Genomic DNA, 17,117 nt, shown 5'->3' on the forward strand with positions numbered 1-17,117 from the left:
ATTGAAAAGCGGTCAATTGATTAGCTATTTCACCAGCTCCCTTGCATTTTCCAGTGCTGCTGCCGTTGGCTTCTCCCCACTCAGCATCTGGGCTATTTTATTGATGCGTTCCTCCCTTGTCAGCAGTCTCACGTTAGTGGTTATTTTACCATCACGGGCATCCTTAAACACAAAATAGTGGTGGTCCGCCTTCCCTGCGATCTGCGGCTGGTGGGTGATGCAGATGATCTGGTGACCACGCGCCATATCTTCCATGATAAAGCTGACCTGACGGGCCGCTTCTCCGGAGATACCGGTATCAATTTCATCGAATATCAGTGTTGGCAGGGCTACCGACTGGGCTACCAGCGATTTGATACACAACATCAGCCTGCTCAGCTCACCACCGGAAGCTACCTTCCTGATAGGTGCAAACTGTCCGCTTTTATTGGCGTCGAAAAGGAATTCAATTGTATCCTGTCCGTAAGGATTCAGGCCTCCCTGGGCGATGGACGCTTTCAGGCGGGCATTTGGCATACCTACCTGTGCCAGCAGGGCGTTCACCTTTTCTTCGAAAGGTGCTGCAGCGCTCACACGTGCAGCCGTGATCGTATCGGCCTGCTGTTGCAGGTCTGCCCGCAATATTTCCAGTTCTGTTTCCAGCGCTGCCAGCTTTTCGTCCAGGTTCAGTGCGCCCTCTACCTTGTTGCTCAGCTGCTCCTGGATCTGTAACAGTTCTGTTGTTGTTTGCACACCATGCTTTTTCAGCAGTTTATAGCCTGTTGACAGCCGTTCATTCACCAGTTCTATACGTGCCCCATCAAACTGCACCTGGTCGTTCATATGGCCTATTTCTGACGAAATATCCTGGAGTTCCACATAAGCCGACTGTAGTCTTTGTGCTACCGCCGGGGCATCTTTATGGAAAGCAGCCAGCGCCTGTACGGAAGACTGTATCTGTTTCAGCTGCTGGAGGATAGGCTGTTCATCTTCATTCAGCTGGAAATATACACGGCTCAGCGTGTTACGGATCTCTTCCGCATGGCTTAATACTTTCAGTTCCGCGTCCAGTTCCTCGATCTCATTAGCTGCAAATGCGGCATCCGCCAGTTCATCCAGCAGGAATTTATTATAGTCGAGTTCCTTATTGGCACTGTCCCGCTGGTCTTTCAGCTGCTTCAGCTGGCGCTGTACCTGGGAATAGCGCTGGAACTGCTGCTGGTATTGCTGCATCATGACAGGCTGATTCACCAGTGCATCCAGTACTTCCCGCTGGAAATCGGATTTCTCCAGTTCCAGTGTATCGAACTGCTGATGGAGGTCTACCAGGTACTGGCTTAATTCTGTCAGCTGGTTCAGATTAACAGGCGTATCGTTGACAAATGCGCGTGACTTTCCGGCGGAACTGATCTCCCGGCGGATAAGCAGCTGATCTTCCTCCATGTCCAGCTCATACTGCTGGAAGAAGGCTGCTACCTGCGATTTTTTAATTTTAAAGGCCCCCTCTATCACACATTTTGCTTCTTTGTCAAGCAGCATTCCCGGGTCTGCCCGTTCTCCCAATATTAATGACAACGCACCCAGCACGATCGACTTACCAGCACCTGTTTCTCCTGTAATGACATTCAGGTTACCGGAGAAATCCACCTCCAGGTGATCAATGATCGCGTAATTCTTGATTGTTAGTTTCTGTAGCATAAGGAGTATTGGAAATACGAATATATCACATTGGATTATTCCGCAAATTAATACACATATTACGAACTGTATCTGCGTAGTGACAGGTTCAACCACCATTTAAACGCTGTAAGCCCGCTTTTGCCCGCTGATCGAGTGAATTTTTATAGTCATGGCCTTTCATATCCAGGCAGGCCTGGTAGCATTGCTGCGCTTTGGCCTTGTCGTTCCTTTTTTCATAGATATACCCCATCTGCAGGGAAGCCCTGGCCGCAAAGTATTCCGGCCTATTGGCGCCTGTACGCACCGTTGCGTCATACATAATGATGGCATTATCGTCCTGCCCCATTTCATCATAGATGCGGCCCAGGCGGTAGGCATATTCCAGCTTTTCTTCCATTGATCCGAAATCGGCCGCTTTCTTTGCCTGCAACATTTTCAGTGCGTCGGAGAAATAGCCCCCGTCACTCAGCAGACGGGCCCTCAGCAATAAAGGGTTCGGCCATTTACCGCTTTTAGCGTCTTTTAATGCCTGCTTGTCTGCATCAGTTTCCGTATTCCCCCTGGTAAGGATCATACTGCGGTATTTGTTGGCCGCGTCCATATTGCCATGCAGGTAATAATACCAGCTTAGTCGTTGTAATCCTTCCTTGAGGTAGAATTTTCCTTTAAACCGGTCTATGAACTTCTGCAGATAGATATTCGCATCTTCATCCTGCCGGCACAGTTTCAATTGCCCCAACAAATAATATACGTACGGTATCTCTTCATACTGTACGCTGTCATTCCGTTCTGTCAGCACTTTAATGCCCAATGCGGCTTTCTGGTTATTCATGGCGATATTGGCCACCATCAGGGCAAAAAGGTAGTTATTTTTGGTATCCAGCTTATACTTCTGGATAAATCCCCATACATCTTCCGGTTTGTTCTCTATGAATAGTTTCAGATAGCAGTAATAGTAACAGGCTTCTTCCCTGAACAACCTGGCCACTTCTGTATTGCTGTCTATCACCTGCTGCACTTGTTGCATGCCCTCACGGATACTTCCTTTCATCCCAAGCGTATTGGAGATCCAGCGTAACCCTTCTGGAATAGTGCCAAACACCGACTGCATAGAACCAGTCAGCATATTATTTGGCAGGAACTGGGGGAATTTTTTCTGATTATCTTTTAACAGGATATATGCTTTGCGCACATCCCAGACGGCATCCCAGCGTTCGCTGAACTTCAGGCGGATCATTCCCCATTGGAAACGGATAGCTGCCTGTGTGTAGAGGTAATAGGGAGAGTTGGTGGGACCTTCTTCCATGCGGGCCAGGCGTTCGGCCCTGAGTGGCTTTCTCTGCGCATACAATGCCGGGTCTTCGTTAAAGAAGAGGAGGAAGAAATCAACATAGTTTTCGAGGAAATATGGGATGAGGTTATCCGGTTGCGCCTTTTTCTCTTCTTCCAGCAGGGCTGTACCGGCGTCAAGACGCAACTGCATGATGGCGTCATAGGCTTGCTGACAACGGATATTGAAGTCGAAAACCTTTTGTCGTGCTGTTAGCGAAAACGAAATGCTTAAAAATAATGCCAGCAGGAATGATGTGCGCATGAAACAAAGATATCTGATTGTTAACTCCGGGCCTATCTACCAAATTCCAAACCAAATTTTACATTTCCTTCGGGCCTGAATATAAAAGTCCCGGCATAAAAGCCGGGACTTTCCTATACTATTTGAATAAGGTATATCGTACTATTAGATAGTCACGGTTGCGTCCAGGTCATTATCAACCAGGATACGGCCACAATGCTCACAAACGATGATCTTCTTACGCTGGCGGATCTCAGCCTGGCGTTGAGGAGGAATAGCGTTGAAGCAACCACCACAGGAATCGCGGGAGATAGTCACCACAGCCAGACCGTTACGGTAGTTGGTGCGGATCTTCTCATAAGCCGCCAGTAAACGGGCTTCTACCTTGGTACGGGCTTCATCGCTCTGTTTGCGGAAACCTTTCTCTTCTTTCTCAGTTTCAGCGATGATCTTTTCCAGTTCACCTTTCTTGTGCTTCAGGTTAGATTCTTTATCAGCGATCTGCTTCTTGGCACTATCCAGGTTGCGGCTCTTATCCTTTACTTCTTCGTTCGCGTCTTTAATGTGCTTCTCAGCCAGTTTGATCTCCAGCGACTGCATTTCGATCTCTTTGGTGATGGCTTCAAATTCACGGTTATTCTTAACGTTATCCTGCTGCTTCTCGTATTTCTTCATCAGGGCCTCTGACTCTTTAATTGCCGCTTTCTTATTGGCAATAAAGTCCTGGATGCCACGGATTTCATCCTCTACATGAGACAGACGGGTGTTCAGTCCTTCAATCTCATCTTCCAGATCCTTTACTTCCATTGGCAACTCTCCCTTCAACACCTGGATCTCATCCAGTCTGGAGTCCATCTTCTGTAGCCTAAGCACAGACGCCAATTTTTCTTCTACGGAGTATTCTTTTACAGTAGCCATGTATGTTTTTATAAGTAATTTACCGGATTTGTACGAATTGTAGATTTAAGAGGCGCAAAATTAGGGAATTTTTCGGTCAATATATGATAAAATAATTCAACCGTAAACTGCTCACTCTCGAAATGACCTACATCCGCTATAACGATCTGATTTTCAGCGTCAAAAAATTCATGATATTTAAAATCAGCTGAAATATAGGCATCTGCCCCTGCTGATATCGCCTTTTTCAGCAGGAAGCTACCTGCTCCTCCGCAGAGGGCCACCTTTTTAACGGGTTTTCCCCTGAGTGGTGTATATCTCACGCATCCTGTATCGAACTGCTGTTTCACCCAACGCAGGAAGGTTTCCTCATCCATCGGCTCTTTCAGTTCTCCCACCAGTCCCGAACCTACTTCCGCATAGGCATTTTCCAGTTTCACCACATCGTAAGCCACTTCTTCGTAAGGATGGCTGTCAAGTAATGCTCTGATCACATATTGTTCCAAATATACGGGAAATATCACCTCTACTTTTGTTTCTGCTTCATGGTGTCGCTCTCCGGCCTTGCCCACATAGGGATTGGTGCCTTCTCCCCCATTAAAAGTGCCTGTTCCTTCCGCACTATAACTACACTCGCTGTATGCGCCAATATGTCCGGCGCCGGCTGCAAAGAGGGCAGTACGCACCTTTTCTGCGTCTGCCTGTGGCACAAATGTATAGAGTTTGCGTAGCAGCTCTCTTTTGGGCGACAGTACCCTGCAATGCTGTAAGGCCAGCTTCCGGGCCATCATCTCACAAACCCCGTTCCTTACATTATCCAGGTTGGTATGCGCCGCATAAACGGCAATATCGTTCTTGATAGCCTTGATAGCCACCCGCTCTACATAGTTATTACCATTGATTTTTTTCAATCCCCCGAAAACAATAGGATGATGGGCCACCACCAGGTTACATTTCCTGGCAATAGCCTCGTCTATTACGGCTTCGGTAGCATCCAGCGTCAGTAATACGCCGGTGGCCTCCCAGTCCGGGTTGCCAAAGAGCAGTCCGGCATTGTCGTAACTTTCCTGGTATTGTAAAGGCGCAAAGGCCGCAATGGCATTGGTAATATCCCTGATCTTCATATTGACGGTAATTTACCCCTACTTTTGCACAAAATCAAAAGCATGGCACAGACCTCATCTACGATAACCCGATACGACGCGTATAAACAAAAGATGCAGCAGGTGGCTGATATCCGGCATGCAATTGCCGTACTTGGCTGGGATCAGGAGACTTACCTGCCGGAGAAAGGAGCGGCATTCCGCGGGCAACAGATCACTACCCTCAGTACGCTTGCCCATGAACTGTTCACCGCCCCCCAGCTGGGCGAGTTACTGGACGCCCTCAACAGGGAAAAAGAAACCCTCGAACCGGTAGCTGCAAAGAACATTACACTATCATTGGAAGATTACCAGAAGAATAAGAAATACCCGGCCAGCTTCGTAGCGGAGTTATCACAGACCACCAACGAATGCTATCATGCCTGGATCAATGCCCGGAAAGAAGGTAACTATGCTGTTTTTCAACCGGTACTGAACAGAATGGTAGAGCTGAAAAGAAAGGAAGCAGACCTCCTTGGGTATGTGGACCACCCATATAATGCCCTGTTGAACGAATATGAAAAAGGCGCTACCACGACCATGCTTGACAAGATATTCAGCGATGTCAAAACGGCACTTACCCCCCTGTTACGCAATATTGAACAACGTCCACAGGTGAAGAAAGATTTCCTGCACCTGCACTATGACCGTAACCGTCAATGGGAGTTTGGTATCCAGCTGCTGAAAGATATGGGCTATGATATGACCGCCGGCAGGCAGGATGTATCAGAACACCCGTTCACTATCAGTTTCAGTCCGCAGGACGTGAGGGTAACCACCCGTATCGATGAGAATGATTTCGGAAATATGACCTGGAGCTGTATTCATGAGGGCGGTCATGCCCTGTATGAGCAGGGACTTGATACAACAGCTTACGGACTACCTTCTGGCGAGGCTGCCAGCCTGGGCATCCATGAATCACAATCCAGGCTCTGGGAAAATAATGTAGGCCGAAGCCTGGTATTCTGGCAGCATCATTACCCACAGTTGCAGCAACTATTTCCTGATAACCTGGGCACTGTCAGCCTGCAGGACTTCTATAAAGCTATTAACCTGGTACAGCCATCCCTTATCCGTACGGAAGCCGATGAACTAACCTATCATTTTCATGTGATGGTGAGATACGAAATTGAGAAAGGATTACTGGAGGGTACCTATCAGACAAAAGACCTCCGTGAGATATGGAATTCCTACTATAAGGAATTTTTACATGTTGACGTACCAAACGATACACAGGGTGTTTTACAGGATATCCACTGGTCGCATGGCAGTTTCGGTTATTTCCCCACCTATTCCCTTGGCAGTTTCTACGCCGCCCAGTTCTTTACAGCGGCACAGCAGCAGATTCCCGGACTGACCGGACAGATCGCCGAAGGCAAATACGAAGCGCTGCTAAGCTGGTTACGTCAGCAGGTACACCGCCATGGCCGTTACTACACTTCCAATGAATTGTGCGAGAAAATAACCGGTCAGCCGTTGGATTTCAAATACTTCCTGGAGTATGCCACCCAAAAGTTTGGCAACATCTACGGCTTATAACTTATCGTATACACCTTGTTTCCGCCACACTTCCCTTCCATCTTTGTAAAGAATAAAGGTGGGCAGGGAAGTGGCGTTTATGGCCTGCATGACGTCACGGTCACGCCCTCCATCCACCTTAAACAGGCGTACTGCTTTATTTTCTTTCAGAAATGCCTGAATAACAGGTTCCATTTTCCGGCAGGGAGGGCACCATTCCGCGCCTACGTCTACCAGCACATCCCCGGATGCGACTGCCATATGAAAAGTATCTACGCTCATCTGTAGTCCGTCAGCAACGCCTTCCACAGCCAGTCCGGCCTGTTTCCAGGCATTGATACCACCTTTCAGTTCAATGACTTCCCTGAATCCGTTCTCCCGCAGCCACTTTGCGGCAGCAGTGCTTCTTCCACCGCTCAAACAGTATATGTATACGACCTGTTCTTTATCAAGGGATTGTACTCTTTCTATGAATTCCTCTTTTTTCGTGTAATCAGCCTGTAATGCATGATGCAGATGACCAGTATTAAATTCCCCGGCCGTCCGTACATCAAAAACCTGAGCATCCTTTTTCTGTATAGCTTGTTGAAATACAGTCACATCTACCTGCTGTGCGCTGGCACTACTCATTACTGAAATAAGTAAACCTAAAAGCACCACGTATGTATAATATTTATAAATCATATTTTTGCAATATATTGTTGAGCTTGTGCTTCCGTAAATTGTTCGTTAGTGCTGCACAGTAATAACTTTTATGTGATTTTGGGACAGCCCCTAAACGCTTTGTGCAAAGTTTACGTTTTAATCTTTACGGATCAGTATTTTTATCATATTATTTTATTTTTTTATTTTTTACATTCTATTTTTCACCCTGAGCTGGCGTCAACAGACAACAGCCATATCCGGAAAATGAAACACCAATACCTACGCCAATTTACGCACTTCTGGTATGCCACGTCATGCTTTATAGTGCTTTTTCTGCTTTCTGGTGCCAAGGCACGCGCACAGAACACTGTAGCATTTACCGCCGACAACTGGAGTGGTTGCGGTGCAGTATTCGTACAGTTTTTGAATCAGTCAAGTCCGGTAGGTACTGCCTCATGGGACTTTGGGGACGGAGGGGCCACATCCTCGTTATGGAATCCAACGCGTTCGTTCAACCGCCCCGGCAATTTCACGGTCACCCTTACGGTAACATTCCCCAACGGGCAGGTTAGCTCCGCACAGCATGTTGTGAACGTTTACAACAAGCCAACTGTCGCCTTTTCCACGTCCACGCTTACAGGCTGCACTCCGCTGAATATTTCATTCACGGACCAGTCGACCGCCGGGGATGGCAGCATCTCCAGCATCAACTGGGACTTCGGAGATGGTAACGGCGCTGTCGGTTCCACCACCTCCCATTCGTATGATAAAGGGGGCAATATTACGGCTACCTCTATTGTAACCAACAGCTTCGGTTGTACAAGCAGTGGCTCACAAACGCTACAGATAAATGCTACCCCACAGGTATCGTTTACAAGCAATAACCAGGGTGGATGCCGTGCACCAACGACCGTCAATTTCACCAATACCACTACGCTGAATACAGTGGGTGCGCCGCCTGCGATGACCTATCTCTGGGATTTCGGAGATGGATCCACCAGTCCAAGCCAGCATCCAAGCCATGACTATACGACCACAGGTACTTTTACAGTAAAACTGACAGCTACCACTACAAGTGGCTGTACACAGACCTTTACTGCTCCAAACTATATTGTGGTAAATACCGCTGTAGCAGATTTTACCATCCAGAGAGACGCCTGTGCCGGCAACAATGTGACTTTCACCAATACTACGGTGCCAGCTCCTGTGTCTTCTGACTGGACATTTTCAGACGGCACAGTCATCACCACAAAAAATGCGGTAAAAAATTTCCCGACTGCGGGTAATTATTCCGTTACGCTGAAATCTATCTCTGCGGATGGCTGTGAAGCGATCGTTACCCGGAACTTTACTATTTCCGCTCCCCCAACCATCAATTTCACCATGTCGCCACCGGCAGCCTGTCTGGTTCCGGTAAATGTGCAGTTCACCACTGCGGGCGCCGGTGCTACTGCCTGGACCTGGGACTTTGCTGATGGTACTTCCAGTGCGCTACAGAACCCGCTGCACACTTTTACCGCAGAAGGCACATATAACGTAAAAGTAATAGCCACCAGCGCTATTGGTTGTAAGGATTCTGCTAATAATTCTATTACTATCCAGAAGCCAACGCTTGCCATCACCGGAACCGCCAGAGGCTGTGCACCTTTAAATGCAACTTTTGGTACCACCATCGTAAGTGCTGATCCGGTTGTGTCATATGCCTGGGATTTTGGAGATGGCAGTACTTCCAATGCAGCAACACCGTCACATGTGTACGCCAGCTCAGGCAGGTATACCGTTATCCTGACCATTACCACCCGTACCGGTTGTACACAGACAGCCACTTACGATGTAAGAGTCGGCAATCCTATCAATGTTAACTTTAGTGTTGATCAAAATAGCGGTTGTCAGCCAACGATATTCAAATTTACCGATCTCTCCACCCCTGCTGTTGGTGGTTTAACCTACCAGTGGACATTTGAGGAGAACGGTAGTGCACCAGGCACCTCCGGAGTAAGAAATCCGACCTATGTTTTCAATACGATCGGCATGCATGATGTAACACTGACCGTTATCAACAACGGTTGTTCACAGAGCCTGACTAAAACTGATTATATTGAAACGTTTGCTCCTATATCCCACTTCATTGTAGGCACTGTTGATTGTGCCAATCCGTTCGTACGGGTATTTACAGATAACACCAATTGGGGTACCGGTATTGTAGGCACCTATTCGTGGGACTTTGGCGATGGTACCAGCAGTACTATCCCGTCTCCTACACATACTTATGCTGCGGATGGTACTTATACTGTTGTGCTAAGCGTATCTAACGGTACCTGTACTTCCACTTTCTCTGCTGTAGTGAGGGTCATCACCTTAAAGCCGGTGATCTATGCTACGCCAAATGTGGTTTGTCTGGGTACTTCAACCACCTTCAGTGTAGATCCTTTCCCTCCCGGTACTATTTCTTCCTTCAGATGGGATTTCGGCGACGGAAGAACCGGTGGTGGTACCAGCAAGCCAGTAGTTACTTACAGAAACGCAGGCACTTATAATGTTGTTTATACCGCTATGGACGTAAATGGTTGTCCGCACGCATCTGATCCGCTGAGAGTAGATGTAAATGGCTCTGTATCAAAATTCGTTGTAGATCCACGCCAGTGTAAAGACCAGCCAGTTAGTTTCACAGACCAGTCTACTACGCGCGCCGGCAACACCATTGCTACCTGGACATTCGATTTTGGTGATGGTAGCGCTCCGGTAGTTTATAACACTCAGCCAATAAACATCACGCATACTTACAGCGTGGCCCAGGATTATACCGTAACGCTGACAGTAACGGATAACACAGGTTGTTCAAACACTTCTACGCAGCCTGTGACAATCCCCGAAATTACCGCCAGCTTTAGTGCAAAAAGCAATATTGCCTGTCTGAATATACCGTTCCAGTTTGACAACGCTTCTGTAACTGAACCACTGACTTACGCATGGACATTCGGAGATGGTGGTACCAGCACAGATAAAGATCCGGCGCACATCTATACAGCGGCCGGCACTTATACGGTAGGCCTGGTAGTGACCAGCGCTACCGGTTGTACCGCTCAGACATCTACCACAGACTTCCTGAAAGTACCTAATCCGATCGCAGACTTTACCTTCCCGAATGTAGCGGGAGATATCTGTCCTCCGGTGAAAGTACAGTTCACCAACAACTCTTCCGATTATGTGAAGACTTCCTGGGATTTCGGAGACGGCGGTGCATCAGACGAAGACAATCCTTTACATAACTATATCAAGCCTGGCACCTTCCCGGTTACATTAACCGTTTATTCAGAAGGTGGTTGTGCAAGCCCTGTTGCGGGACCGAAAGACATCACAATCGCAGGTCCTGACGGTAGCTTCTCTGTAACCCCCGAATCAGGCTGCTGGCCGCTGACAGCATCTATGACAGCTGTATCGGCAACTGCACAGCGATTCATCTGGGACTTTGGAGACGGTTATTCCGTACGTACTACCACTCCTGCTTCTCCATCTTATACTTATCAGAAAGAAGGGGTATACTACCCGGTAGTATTGCTGGAAGATGCCCGTGGATGTACCGTACCTGCAGCAGGTAGTCCGAAAATAACAGTAGACAGGATCATTCCCGCTTTCGGAGCTGATGTGACCCAGGCTTGTGACGGCGGAACAGTGGTATTCACCGATTCTACCAAAGGCGTTTCTATTACAGATGGCATGGCAGCTACTTATGTATGGGACTTTGGTGTAAGCGGTCGTACAGATGACGTAGCGACCGGTCCTAATCCTACTTTCATCTATGATGCTCCTGGTACTTACACAGTAACAATGACCGCTACCAGCTATTATGGCTGTGTAAAGGATACCACTATGCAGATAGAAATAGAAGCGAAACCTGTAGCACAGATAACACCTGTTACTTCAGTCTGTGTCGGGACGCCGGTACAACTGGTAGGAACAGACACCAGGAGCCTGCCGGGTACGACCTGGAACTGGACTACCAACAATCAACAGTATAATGTACAGACACTTCCGGCTATCACTTATCCACAGGCAGGTATTTATCCTACGCAACTGATCATCACCTCCGCCAGTGGTCTCTGTAAGGATACCGCTGTTGAGAATGTACAGGTAGATGCTTATCCTACCTTGTCGCCAACACCAATTGCAGCCAGCATCTGCCGCGGCCAGTCTGTTACACTGCAGACAAATACACAGGCTGGTGTGGATATTACCTGGACAGACTATAACATTTCTGACGTTAAAAGTGCCTCTCCTGTTGTTACACCTGATATGGATACTACTTATCACGTTGTAGTTACCAACGCTACCGGTTGTAGCGCGCAGGGAGATGTTAAGGTTACTGTATCACAGCCATTTGCGATACAGGTAAATAGTGGTGATATCTGTCCCGGAGGAGCCGTACAGTTACAGGCCCAGGGCGCAGTTACCTATAAATGGACCCCGGCAACAGGCCTCAATAATCCGAATATTGCCAATCCATTAGCTACGCCAGATTCGACTACTGTTTATCAGGTAATAGGATTTGGTAACGACAATTGCTTTACTGATACCCTATCGTCTACCGTTACCGTACATCCGGCTCCTGTTGTAGATGCAGGCGCGGATATGGAGGTTGCGACAGGTACGGTAGTACAGTTACCAGTAACAGGCAGCAGCGATATTACACAGATAGAATGGTCGCCAGCCGCCTCGCTGAGTTGTGTGGATTGCCTCGCACCAGTAGCGACACCAAGAGAAAATACCACCTACCATGTAAAAGTGACCAACGCGTATGGTTGTACCACTATTGATGATGTTACCATCACGCTGGTATGTTCATCAGGTGCTATCTTCCTGCCAAACACCTTCTCACCGAATGGCGACGGCGCGAACGACATCTTTTACATCAGGGGTAAGGGGGTAAAAGCAGCCAAATCTTTCAGGATATATAACCGTTGGGGACAGCAGGTATTTGAAAGGACCAACTTTAATGTGGAGGATCCGGTATATGGATGGGATGGTCGTGTGAATGGCCAGCCAGTTGATCCGGACGTGTTTATTTACGTAGCAGAACTGGTTTGCGACTCAAACGAAACTTTCACCCTTAAAGGAAACGTAATGCTGGTAAGGTAAGTTTTACCTGCCAGCATCCCATCAATACCATATGAATATTAAAAACTTGCCAGCATGAGAATGAAATGTAGAACCCTGTTAGTGGCATTGTGCGTTTGTGGCACACAATCACTGGTAGCACAGGACATTCACCTGTCCCAGTTTTACGAGACACCGATATTACGTAATCCTGCACTGATAGGCCTGTTTAATGGTGATTACCGTGTACAGGCTGTATACAGGAACCAATGGAACAGCGTTACTATACCATACCAGACGGGCGCATTAAGCGCTGAAATGAAGTTCCCCGTTGGGAACAGTGAGGATTTTGTGACTGCGGGTATACAGTTCACCTACGACAGGGCGGGTACAGCCCGTCTACAATCGGTACAGGCGTTACCGGCAGTCAACTATCACAAATCCCTGAGCCAGGACAAAAGCATGTTCCTGTCGGTAGGTTTTACCGGAGGTATGGTGCAGCGACAGTTCGACGCTACCAAGCTGACCTTCAACAACCAGTATACCGGCGGTCAGTTCGACCCGACGGCATCTACAGGTGAAGAAGGCAGGATAGCGCTGCGCGGATACTCTTACCTGGATGCAGGTGCGGGTCTCAGCTTTAACAGCACCCTGGGAGTAGACGAGCAGGTGACCTATTATATCGGTGCAGCCCTGTTCCATTTTAACCGTCCAAAGCTCTCCTTCTACAAGGACGCGACCATCGCGCTGGACCCCAAGTTCACCTTTAACGCGGGGATCACCTTCCCGCTGCAGGAAAGGCTGAAATTCATTGCCCAATACAATGAGATCCATATGGGCGCCTACTCAGAATATTTGGGGGGTGCATTACTGGGTTACAGCCTGTATGACGACGGACTGGAAAGTACAAGAGCCTTTTATTTCGGCGCCTATATGCGTTATAAGGATGCGATCATCCCCTCTTTCCGTCTTGATATGGATAAGTACGAGGTGGGCGTGACCTATGATGCGAACATTTCAAAGCTGAAGACCGCGAGTCACAGCATGGGCGGTTTTGAAATATCGCTGGTATTCAAAGGGTTCCGCAGCAGAAACAGTACGCTGGAAAGTATCCGCTGTCCCAACTTCTGATTATAGCACCAATTGTTATCTTTACATCTGACTTTAATCACGTAAACAGATAAACAGATGAGCATAACAGTTGGTGCCAAGGCCCCTGCCTTTTCACTTGTCAGCACAGACAAGCAGACGGTTTCCCTGGAGGATTTTAAGGGACAGAACCTGGTCATTCTATTCTTTCCGATGGCCTTTACCAGTGTCTGTACAGCAGAACTTTGCAGTATGAGAGATAATATAGCAACCTATAATGGATTGAATGCAGCAATAGTAGGAATATCTGTTGACTCGCCTTTCACACTGAACAAGTTCAAGGCGGACCAGCAACTGAATTTCCCGCTGTTGTCAGACTTTAATAAGGAAGCTTCACAAGCTTATGGTGCTTTTTATGAGACTTTTGCCCTGGGTCTGAAAGGTGTTTCCAAAAGAGCAGCCTTTGTAGTGGATAAAGAAGGGATAATCAGATATGCGGAGGTGTTAGAAAACGCCAGTGAACAACCTGATTTTGAAGCAGTTAAGAGTGCGCTCAGCAATCTGCAATAAAAGTTATCAAAAAGCGTTAAATTTTTTAAAAAAGTGATGGCGGGCCTTTCTTTTTGGCTCGCCATTTGTTAATTTTACGTAGGTGATATTGCGAAATAAATAGAGTGATATTTGAAAAAATCTTTATCTTTACGGGTATGTGGAAAACCTCTACACTATTACTTACTTGCTTCCTATGCCTTGCATCCCTGACGGGATGGGCACAAAGCGCCAAAACTTCTCCATTTTCTGATGGGGGTAGTAAGATCGTGAAGCTATATCCCAACCCGGCCACCAGCAGGATTAATTTCGAATTACAGAACAATAACGACCAAGGTTATGATCTTATTGTCTTTAACTTCCTGGGAAAGAGAATAGATCAGTTCAAAAATCTGAATACACGTACTACTGTTGAATTGGATAAATATTATAGCGGGGTATATATATTCCAGCTGAGAGATCGTCAGGGTAACCTGGTAGAGTCGGGTAAATTCAACGTAGTCAAATAATTCATCAGCTATTTCCTTTTAACTATTTATAAATAAAAAGGGGTCCGTGTTACACGGGCCCCTTTTTTATATCTCCCGGTTATCACCGAGGGGCACAATATCTACGCCTTTCATACACGACGTATACACGACGTATACACGGCGTATACACGACGCATCCCGGGACTGAAATTGGATATATCTATTCTGGTATACAGCCCAAACAGAATGTGGTCGTGAGAGTCGCACGAACGTCCTTACACGGAACTGATCTATGCGGCCCTTCTTAATTTGTTGACCTGATCCCTTATTGCACCTCTACAATAAGGAACTTCAGGTAGGTCGTGTTCTCAATATTCCACAGGATCGGATGGTCCTGCGCCTGGGTCTGGAAGGTTACCTGACGCAATTTCTTTTTGGCGTCTTTTGCGGCCATATCGATGATCTCCAGGAAGAGGGACGGCGGCACCAGGTTGGTACAGGAAGCTGTTACCAGGAAACCTCCCGGCTTCAGCAGCTTCATACCACGCAGGTTGATCTCCTTATATCCTGTAATAGCCTTCTGAATGTTCTCACGGCTTTTGGTAAAGGCAGGCGGGTCCAGGATCACCACATCGAATTTCTTCTCTTCCCGGGTCCATTGTTTCAATACGTCGAATGCGTTGACTGCCTGGAACTTACATACGTCTTCCAGGTTGTTCAGGGTAGCGTTCCGGCGGGCAGTATTTACCGCATGTTCGGAAATATCCAGTCCTAATACACTTTTAGCCCCATAGTGGCCAGCGTGGCAGGAGAAGGTACCGGTATAGCAGAATGCTTCCAGTACATCGGCCCCTTTCACAATATGCTGGATGGCACGGCGGTTATCCTGCTGATCGAGGAAATAGCCTGTTTTCTGGCCATTTTCGATATCTACATGGAACTTCAGGCCATTTTCATTGATAATTACATTCGTGTCGAAAGGAGCGCTTAAAAAGCCCTTTTGTTGGGCCAGGCCTTCCAGCTCACGCACCGGTACATCGTTCCGCTCATAGATCCCTTTAGGTGAGAAGATCCTGTTCAGGGCGTCCACGATGGCGCCTTTCCAGCGGTCCATTCCTAATGCCAGTGTCTGCAGTACAAAATGGTCGTTGAACTTGTCGATCACCAGGGCAGGCATCTCGTCTGCCTCTCCGAATACGAGGCGGCAGTTTTCCACATATCCCAGCTGCTGGCGATATTTCCACGCTTTCAGCAAGCGGCGGTAAAAAAATTCAGCATCGATCTGTTCATCCTTATCTCGCGTAAGCAAACGCACCAGGATCTGGGATTGGGGATTGATATATCCCCTGCCGATGAAAAAGCCCTGATGTGTAAATACTTCCACCGTATCGCCCGCGGTCACCGGTCCCTCAATGGTCCCCACTTCGTTCCCAAATACCCATGGATGGCCCTGCAGCACACGGTTTTGTATCTTTTTCTTTAAAAAAACTTTGGTCATTGCAATTTTTTCCAGGCTGCAAAGGTAAGGCAATTAGAGATTAAGAAGGGGAATTTAGGGTCTGGACGGCCTTCAGATAGCGTATAGATAGTATAGAGGTTCGGTAGAGGCTATATCCTATAGGCTCTCTACTATAGCATTATAGGCACTTCCTATAGCGATCGCTATAGAATAGTGCCTGTAATGTAGGACTACAGCGCCTATAGGTAGGAAGGTGTATACTATCTGTATACTATCGCTACCGATATCAGCCGCTATTCTTCCGGCTTGTGTCAATTTGTCTCCTCTTTCTATCTTGGCAAGTTAATTGTCTGACGTAACTTTGCAGACAATATTACTTCATAAAAGAAAATACAATAGATATGCAGACAAACGGACAGGACACCGAAAATGGTAAAGGCATGCCGGATATTAATGCTGATGAGAACATGAGCGGCACCACACACCTCAACGATGCCTTGGCGGATGAAAGCGAACTGGATAAGAAACAACAGGAGCTCAACGAAATAAGGGATAAATACCTTCGCCTGGTTGCGGAATTTGATAACTTCAAGAAACGCACCGCTAAAGAGAGGATCGAACTGATGCAGACCGCCAACAAGGAAGTGATCATTTCCTTGCTGGATGTACTGGATGATAGCGAACGTGCATCTAAGCAGATAGAAAATGCGACCGATATCAATGCCGTAAAAGATGGTGTTGCGCTGGTTTTCAATAAATTAAAATCGACCCTGCAAGCCAAGGGCCTTAAACCTATGGAGAGTTTGCACACCGAATTTAATCCTGATCTACACGATGCCATCACTGAGATTCCCGCGCCCTCAGAAGAGCTGAAAGGAAAGGTAATTGACGATATGCAGAAAGGGTACTACCTGAATGACAAATTGATACGTCATGCCAAGGTAATAGTAGGGAAATAAGTGACGTTCTGACAGAAATGCTTTCATTAACCATGCCGGCAAATTGCCGGCCTTAGTGTGATA

At 47.4% G+C, this 17,117-nt stretch carries 12 protein-coding genes; 6 read left to right on the top strand and 6 right to left on the bottom strand.

The features are described from left to right. Positions 1-24: 24 nt before the first annotated feature. The 4 genes from recN to CLV42_RS08050 all read right to left on the bottom strand — a co-directional run bounded on the left by recN (position 25) and on the right by CLV42_RS08050 (position 5,253). Positions 25-1,677 (bottom strand): DNA repair protein RecN, encoded by a 1,653-nt coding sequence (gene recN / locus CLV42_RS08035; protein WP_106601921.1) that lies wholly within the window; start codon positions 1,675-1,677, stop codon positions 25-27. 88 nt (positions 1,678-1,765) lie between these two features. Beyond that, the gene (locus CLV42_RS08040) at positions 1,766-3,253 is read right to left on the bottom strand and encodes a tetratricopeptide repeat protein (protein WP_106601402.1); all 1,488 of its coding nucleotides are present in this window, start codon (positions 3,251-3,253) and stop codon (positions 1,766-1,768) included. 144 nt (positions 3,254-3,397) lie between these two features. Next, on the bottom strand, positions 3,398-4,150 hold the full coding sequence (locus CLV42_RS08045; RefSeq protein ID WP_106601403.1) for a zinc ribbon domain-containing protein: 753 nt from the start codon (positions 4,148-4,150) through the stop codon (positions 3,398-3,400). Between the two features lie 8 nt (positions 4,151-4,158). Beyond that, positions 4,159-5,253, bottom strand: coding sequence for a Nif3-like dinuclear metal center hexameric protein (locus tag CLV42_RS08050; protein ID WP_106601404.1), 1,095 nt, complete (start codon positions 5,251-5,253; stop codon positions 4,159-4,161). Positions 5,254-5,295: 42 nt separating this feature from the next. On the opposite strand from CLV42_RS08050, the gene CLV42_RS08055 reads away from it, so the two are divergent. Beyond that, positions 5,296-6,810: a carboxypeptidase M32 gene (locus CLV42_RS08055; RefSeq protein WP_106601405.1), complete on the top strand. Its 1,515-nt coding sequence runs from the start codon at positions 5,296-5,298 to the stop codon at positions 6,808-6,810. Here CLV42_RS08055 and CLV42_RS08060 read toward each other — a convergent pair. Further along, on the bottom strand, positions 6,805-7,473 hold the full coding sequence (locus tag CLV42_RS08060) for a rhodanese-like domain-containing protein (RefSeq protein WP_106601406.1): 669 nt from the start codon (positions 7,471-7,473) through the stop codon (positions 6,805-6,807). The two genes, CLV42_RS08055 and CLV42_RS08060, sit on opposite strands and share 6 nt — an antisense overlap. 225 nt (positions 7,474-7,698) lie before the next feature. Here CLV42_RS08060 and CLV42_RS08065 point away from each other — a divergent pair, with 225 nt between their 5' ends. The 4 genes from CLV42_RS08065 (at position 7,699) to CLV42_RS08080 (ending at position 14,675) form a co-directional block, all read left to right on the top strand. Further along, the gene (locus CLV42_RS08065) at positions 7,699-12,570 is read left to right on the top strand and encodes a PKD domain-containing protein (RefSeq protein ID WP_146154338.1); all 4,872 of its coding nucleotides are present in this window, start codon (positions 7,699-7,701) and stop codon (positions 12,568-12,570) included. 54 nt (positions 12,571-12,624) lie between these two features. Beyond that, on the top strand, positions 12,625-13,659 hold the full coding sequence (locus CLV42_RS08070) for a PorP/SprF family type IX secretion system membrane protein (RefSeq protein WP_106601408.1): 1,035 nt from the start codon (positions 12,625-12,627) through the stop codon (positions 13,657-13,659). Positions 13,660-13,716: 57 nt separating this feature from the next. After that, the gene (locus CLV42_RS08075; RefSeq protein WP_106601409.1) at positions 13,717-14,187 is read left to right on the top strand and encodes a redoxin domain-containing protein; all 471 of its coding nucleotides are present in this window, start codon (positions 13,717-13,719) and stop codon (positions 14,185-14,187) included. Positions 14,188-14,324: 137 nt separating this feature from the next. Beyond that, positions 14,325-14,675, top strand: coding sequence for a T9SS type A sorting domain-containing protein (locus CLV42_RS08080; RefSeq protein ID WP_089828213.1), 351 nt, complete (start codon positions 14,325-14,327; stop codon positions 14,673-14,675). 286 nt (positions 14,676-14,961) lie between these two features. Here the strand turns inward: CLV42_RS08080 and CLV42_RS08085 are convergent, their stop codons facing one another. Further along, a complete protein-coding gene (locus CLV42_RS08085; protein WP_106601410.1) occupies positions 14,962-16,134 on the bottom strand; it encodes a class I SAM-dependent rRNA methyltransferase in 1,173 nt (390 codons plus the stop codon). A gap of 362 nt (positions 16,135-16,496) precedes the next feature. Here CLV42_RS08085 and CLV42_RS08090 point away from each other — a divergent pair, with 362 nt between their 5' ends. Continuing rightward, positions 16,497-17,054, top strand: coding sequence for a nucleotide exchange factor GrpE (locus CLV42_RS08090; RefSeq protein WP_089828215.1), 558 nt, complete (start codon positions 16,497-16,499; stop codon positions 17,052-17,054). Positions 17,055-17,117: the final 63 nt, after the last annotated feature.

Origin of the sequence: Chitinophaga ginsengisoli (assembly GCF_003014595.1) — a bacterium.
GTDB classification, from domain to species: domain Bacteria; phylum Bacteroidota; class Bacteroidia; order Chitinophagales; family Chitinophagaceae; genus Chitinophaga; species Chitinophaga ginsengisoli.

Bases quoted from the DNA above. Each gene is read 5' to 3' on its own strand.
- recN (WP_106601921.1), bottom strand. From the start codon at position 1,677: ATGCTACAGAAACTAACAATCAAGAATTACGCGATCATTGATCACCTG.
- CLV42_RS08040 (WP_106601402.1), bottom strand. From the start codon at position 3,253: ATGCGCACATCATTCCTGCTGGCATTATTTTTAAGCATTTCGTTTTCG.
- CLV42_RS08045 (WP_106601403.1), bottom strand. From the start codon at position 4,150: ATGGCTACTGTAAAAGAATACTCCGTAGAAGAAAAATTGGCGTCTGTG.
- CLV42_RS08050 (WP_106601404.1), bottom strand. From the start codon at position 5,253: ATGAAGATCAGGGATATTACCAATGCCATTGCGGCCTTTGCGCCTTTA.
- CLV42_RS08055 (WP_106601405.1), top strand. From the start codon at position 5,296: ATGGCACAGACCTCATCTACGATAACCCGATACGACGCGTATAAACAA.
- CLV42_RS08060 (WP_106601406.1), bottom strand. From the start codon at position 7,473: ATGATTTATAAATATTATACATACGTGGTGCTTTTAGGTTTACTTATT.
- CLV42_RS08065 (WP_146154338.1), top strand. From the start codon at position 7,699: ATGAAACACCAATACCTACGCCAATTTACGCACTTCTGGTATGCCACG.
- CLV42_RS08070 (WP_106601408.1), top strand. From the start codon at position 12,625: ATGAGAATGAAATGTAGAACCCTGTTAGTGGCATTGTGCGTTTGTGGC.
- CLV42_RS08075 (WP_106601409.1), top strand. From the start codon at position 13,717: ATGAGCATAACAGTTGGTGCCAAGGCCCCTGCCTTTTCACTTGTCAGC.
- CLV42_RS08080 (WP_089828213.1), top strand. From the start codon at position 14,325: ATGTGGAAAACCTCTACACTATTACTTACTTGCTTCCTATGCCTTGCA.
- CLV42_RS08085 (WP_106601410.1), bottom strand. From the start codon at position 16,134: ATGACCAAAGTTTTTTTAAAGAAAAAGATACAAAACCGTGTGCTGCAG.
- CLV42_RS08090 (WP_089828215.1), top strand. From the start codon at position 16,497: ATGCAGACAAACGGACAGGACACCGAAAATGGTAAAGGCATGCCGGAT.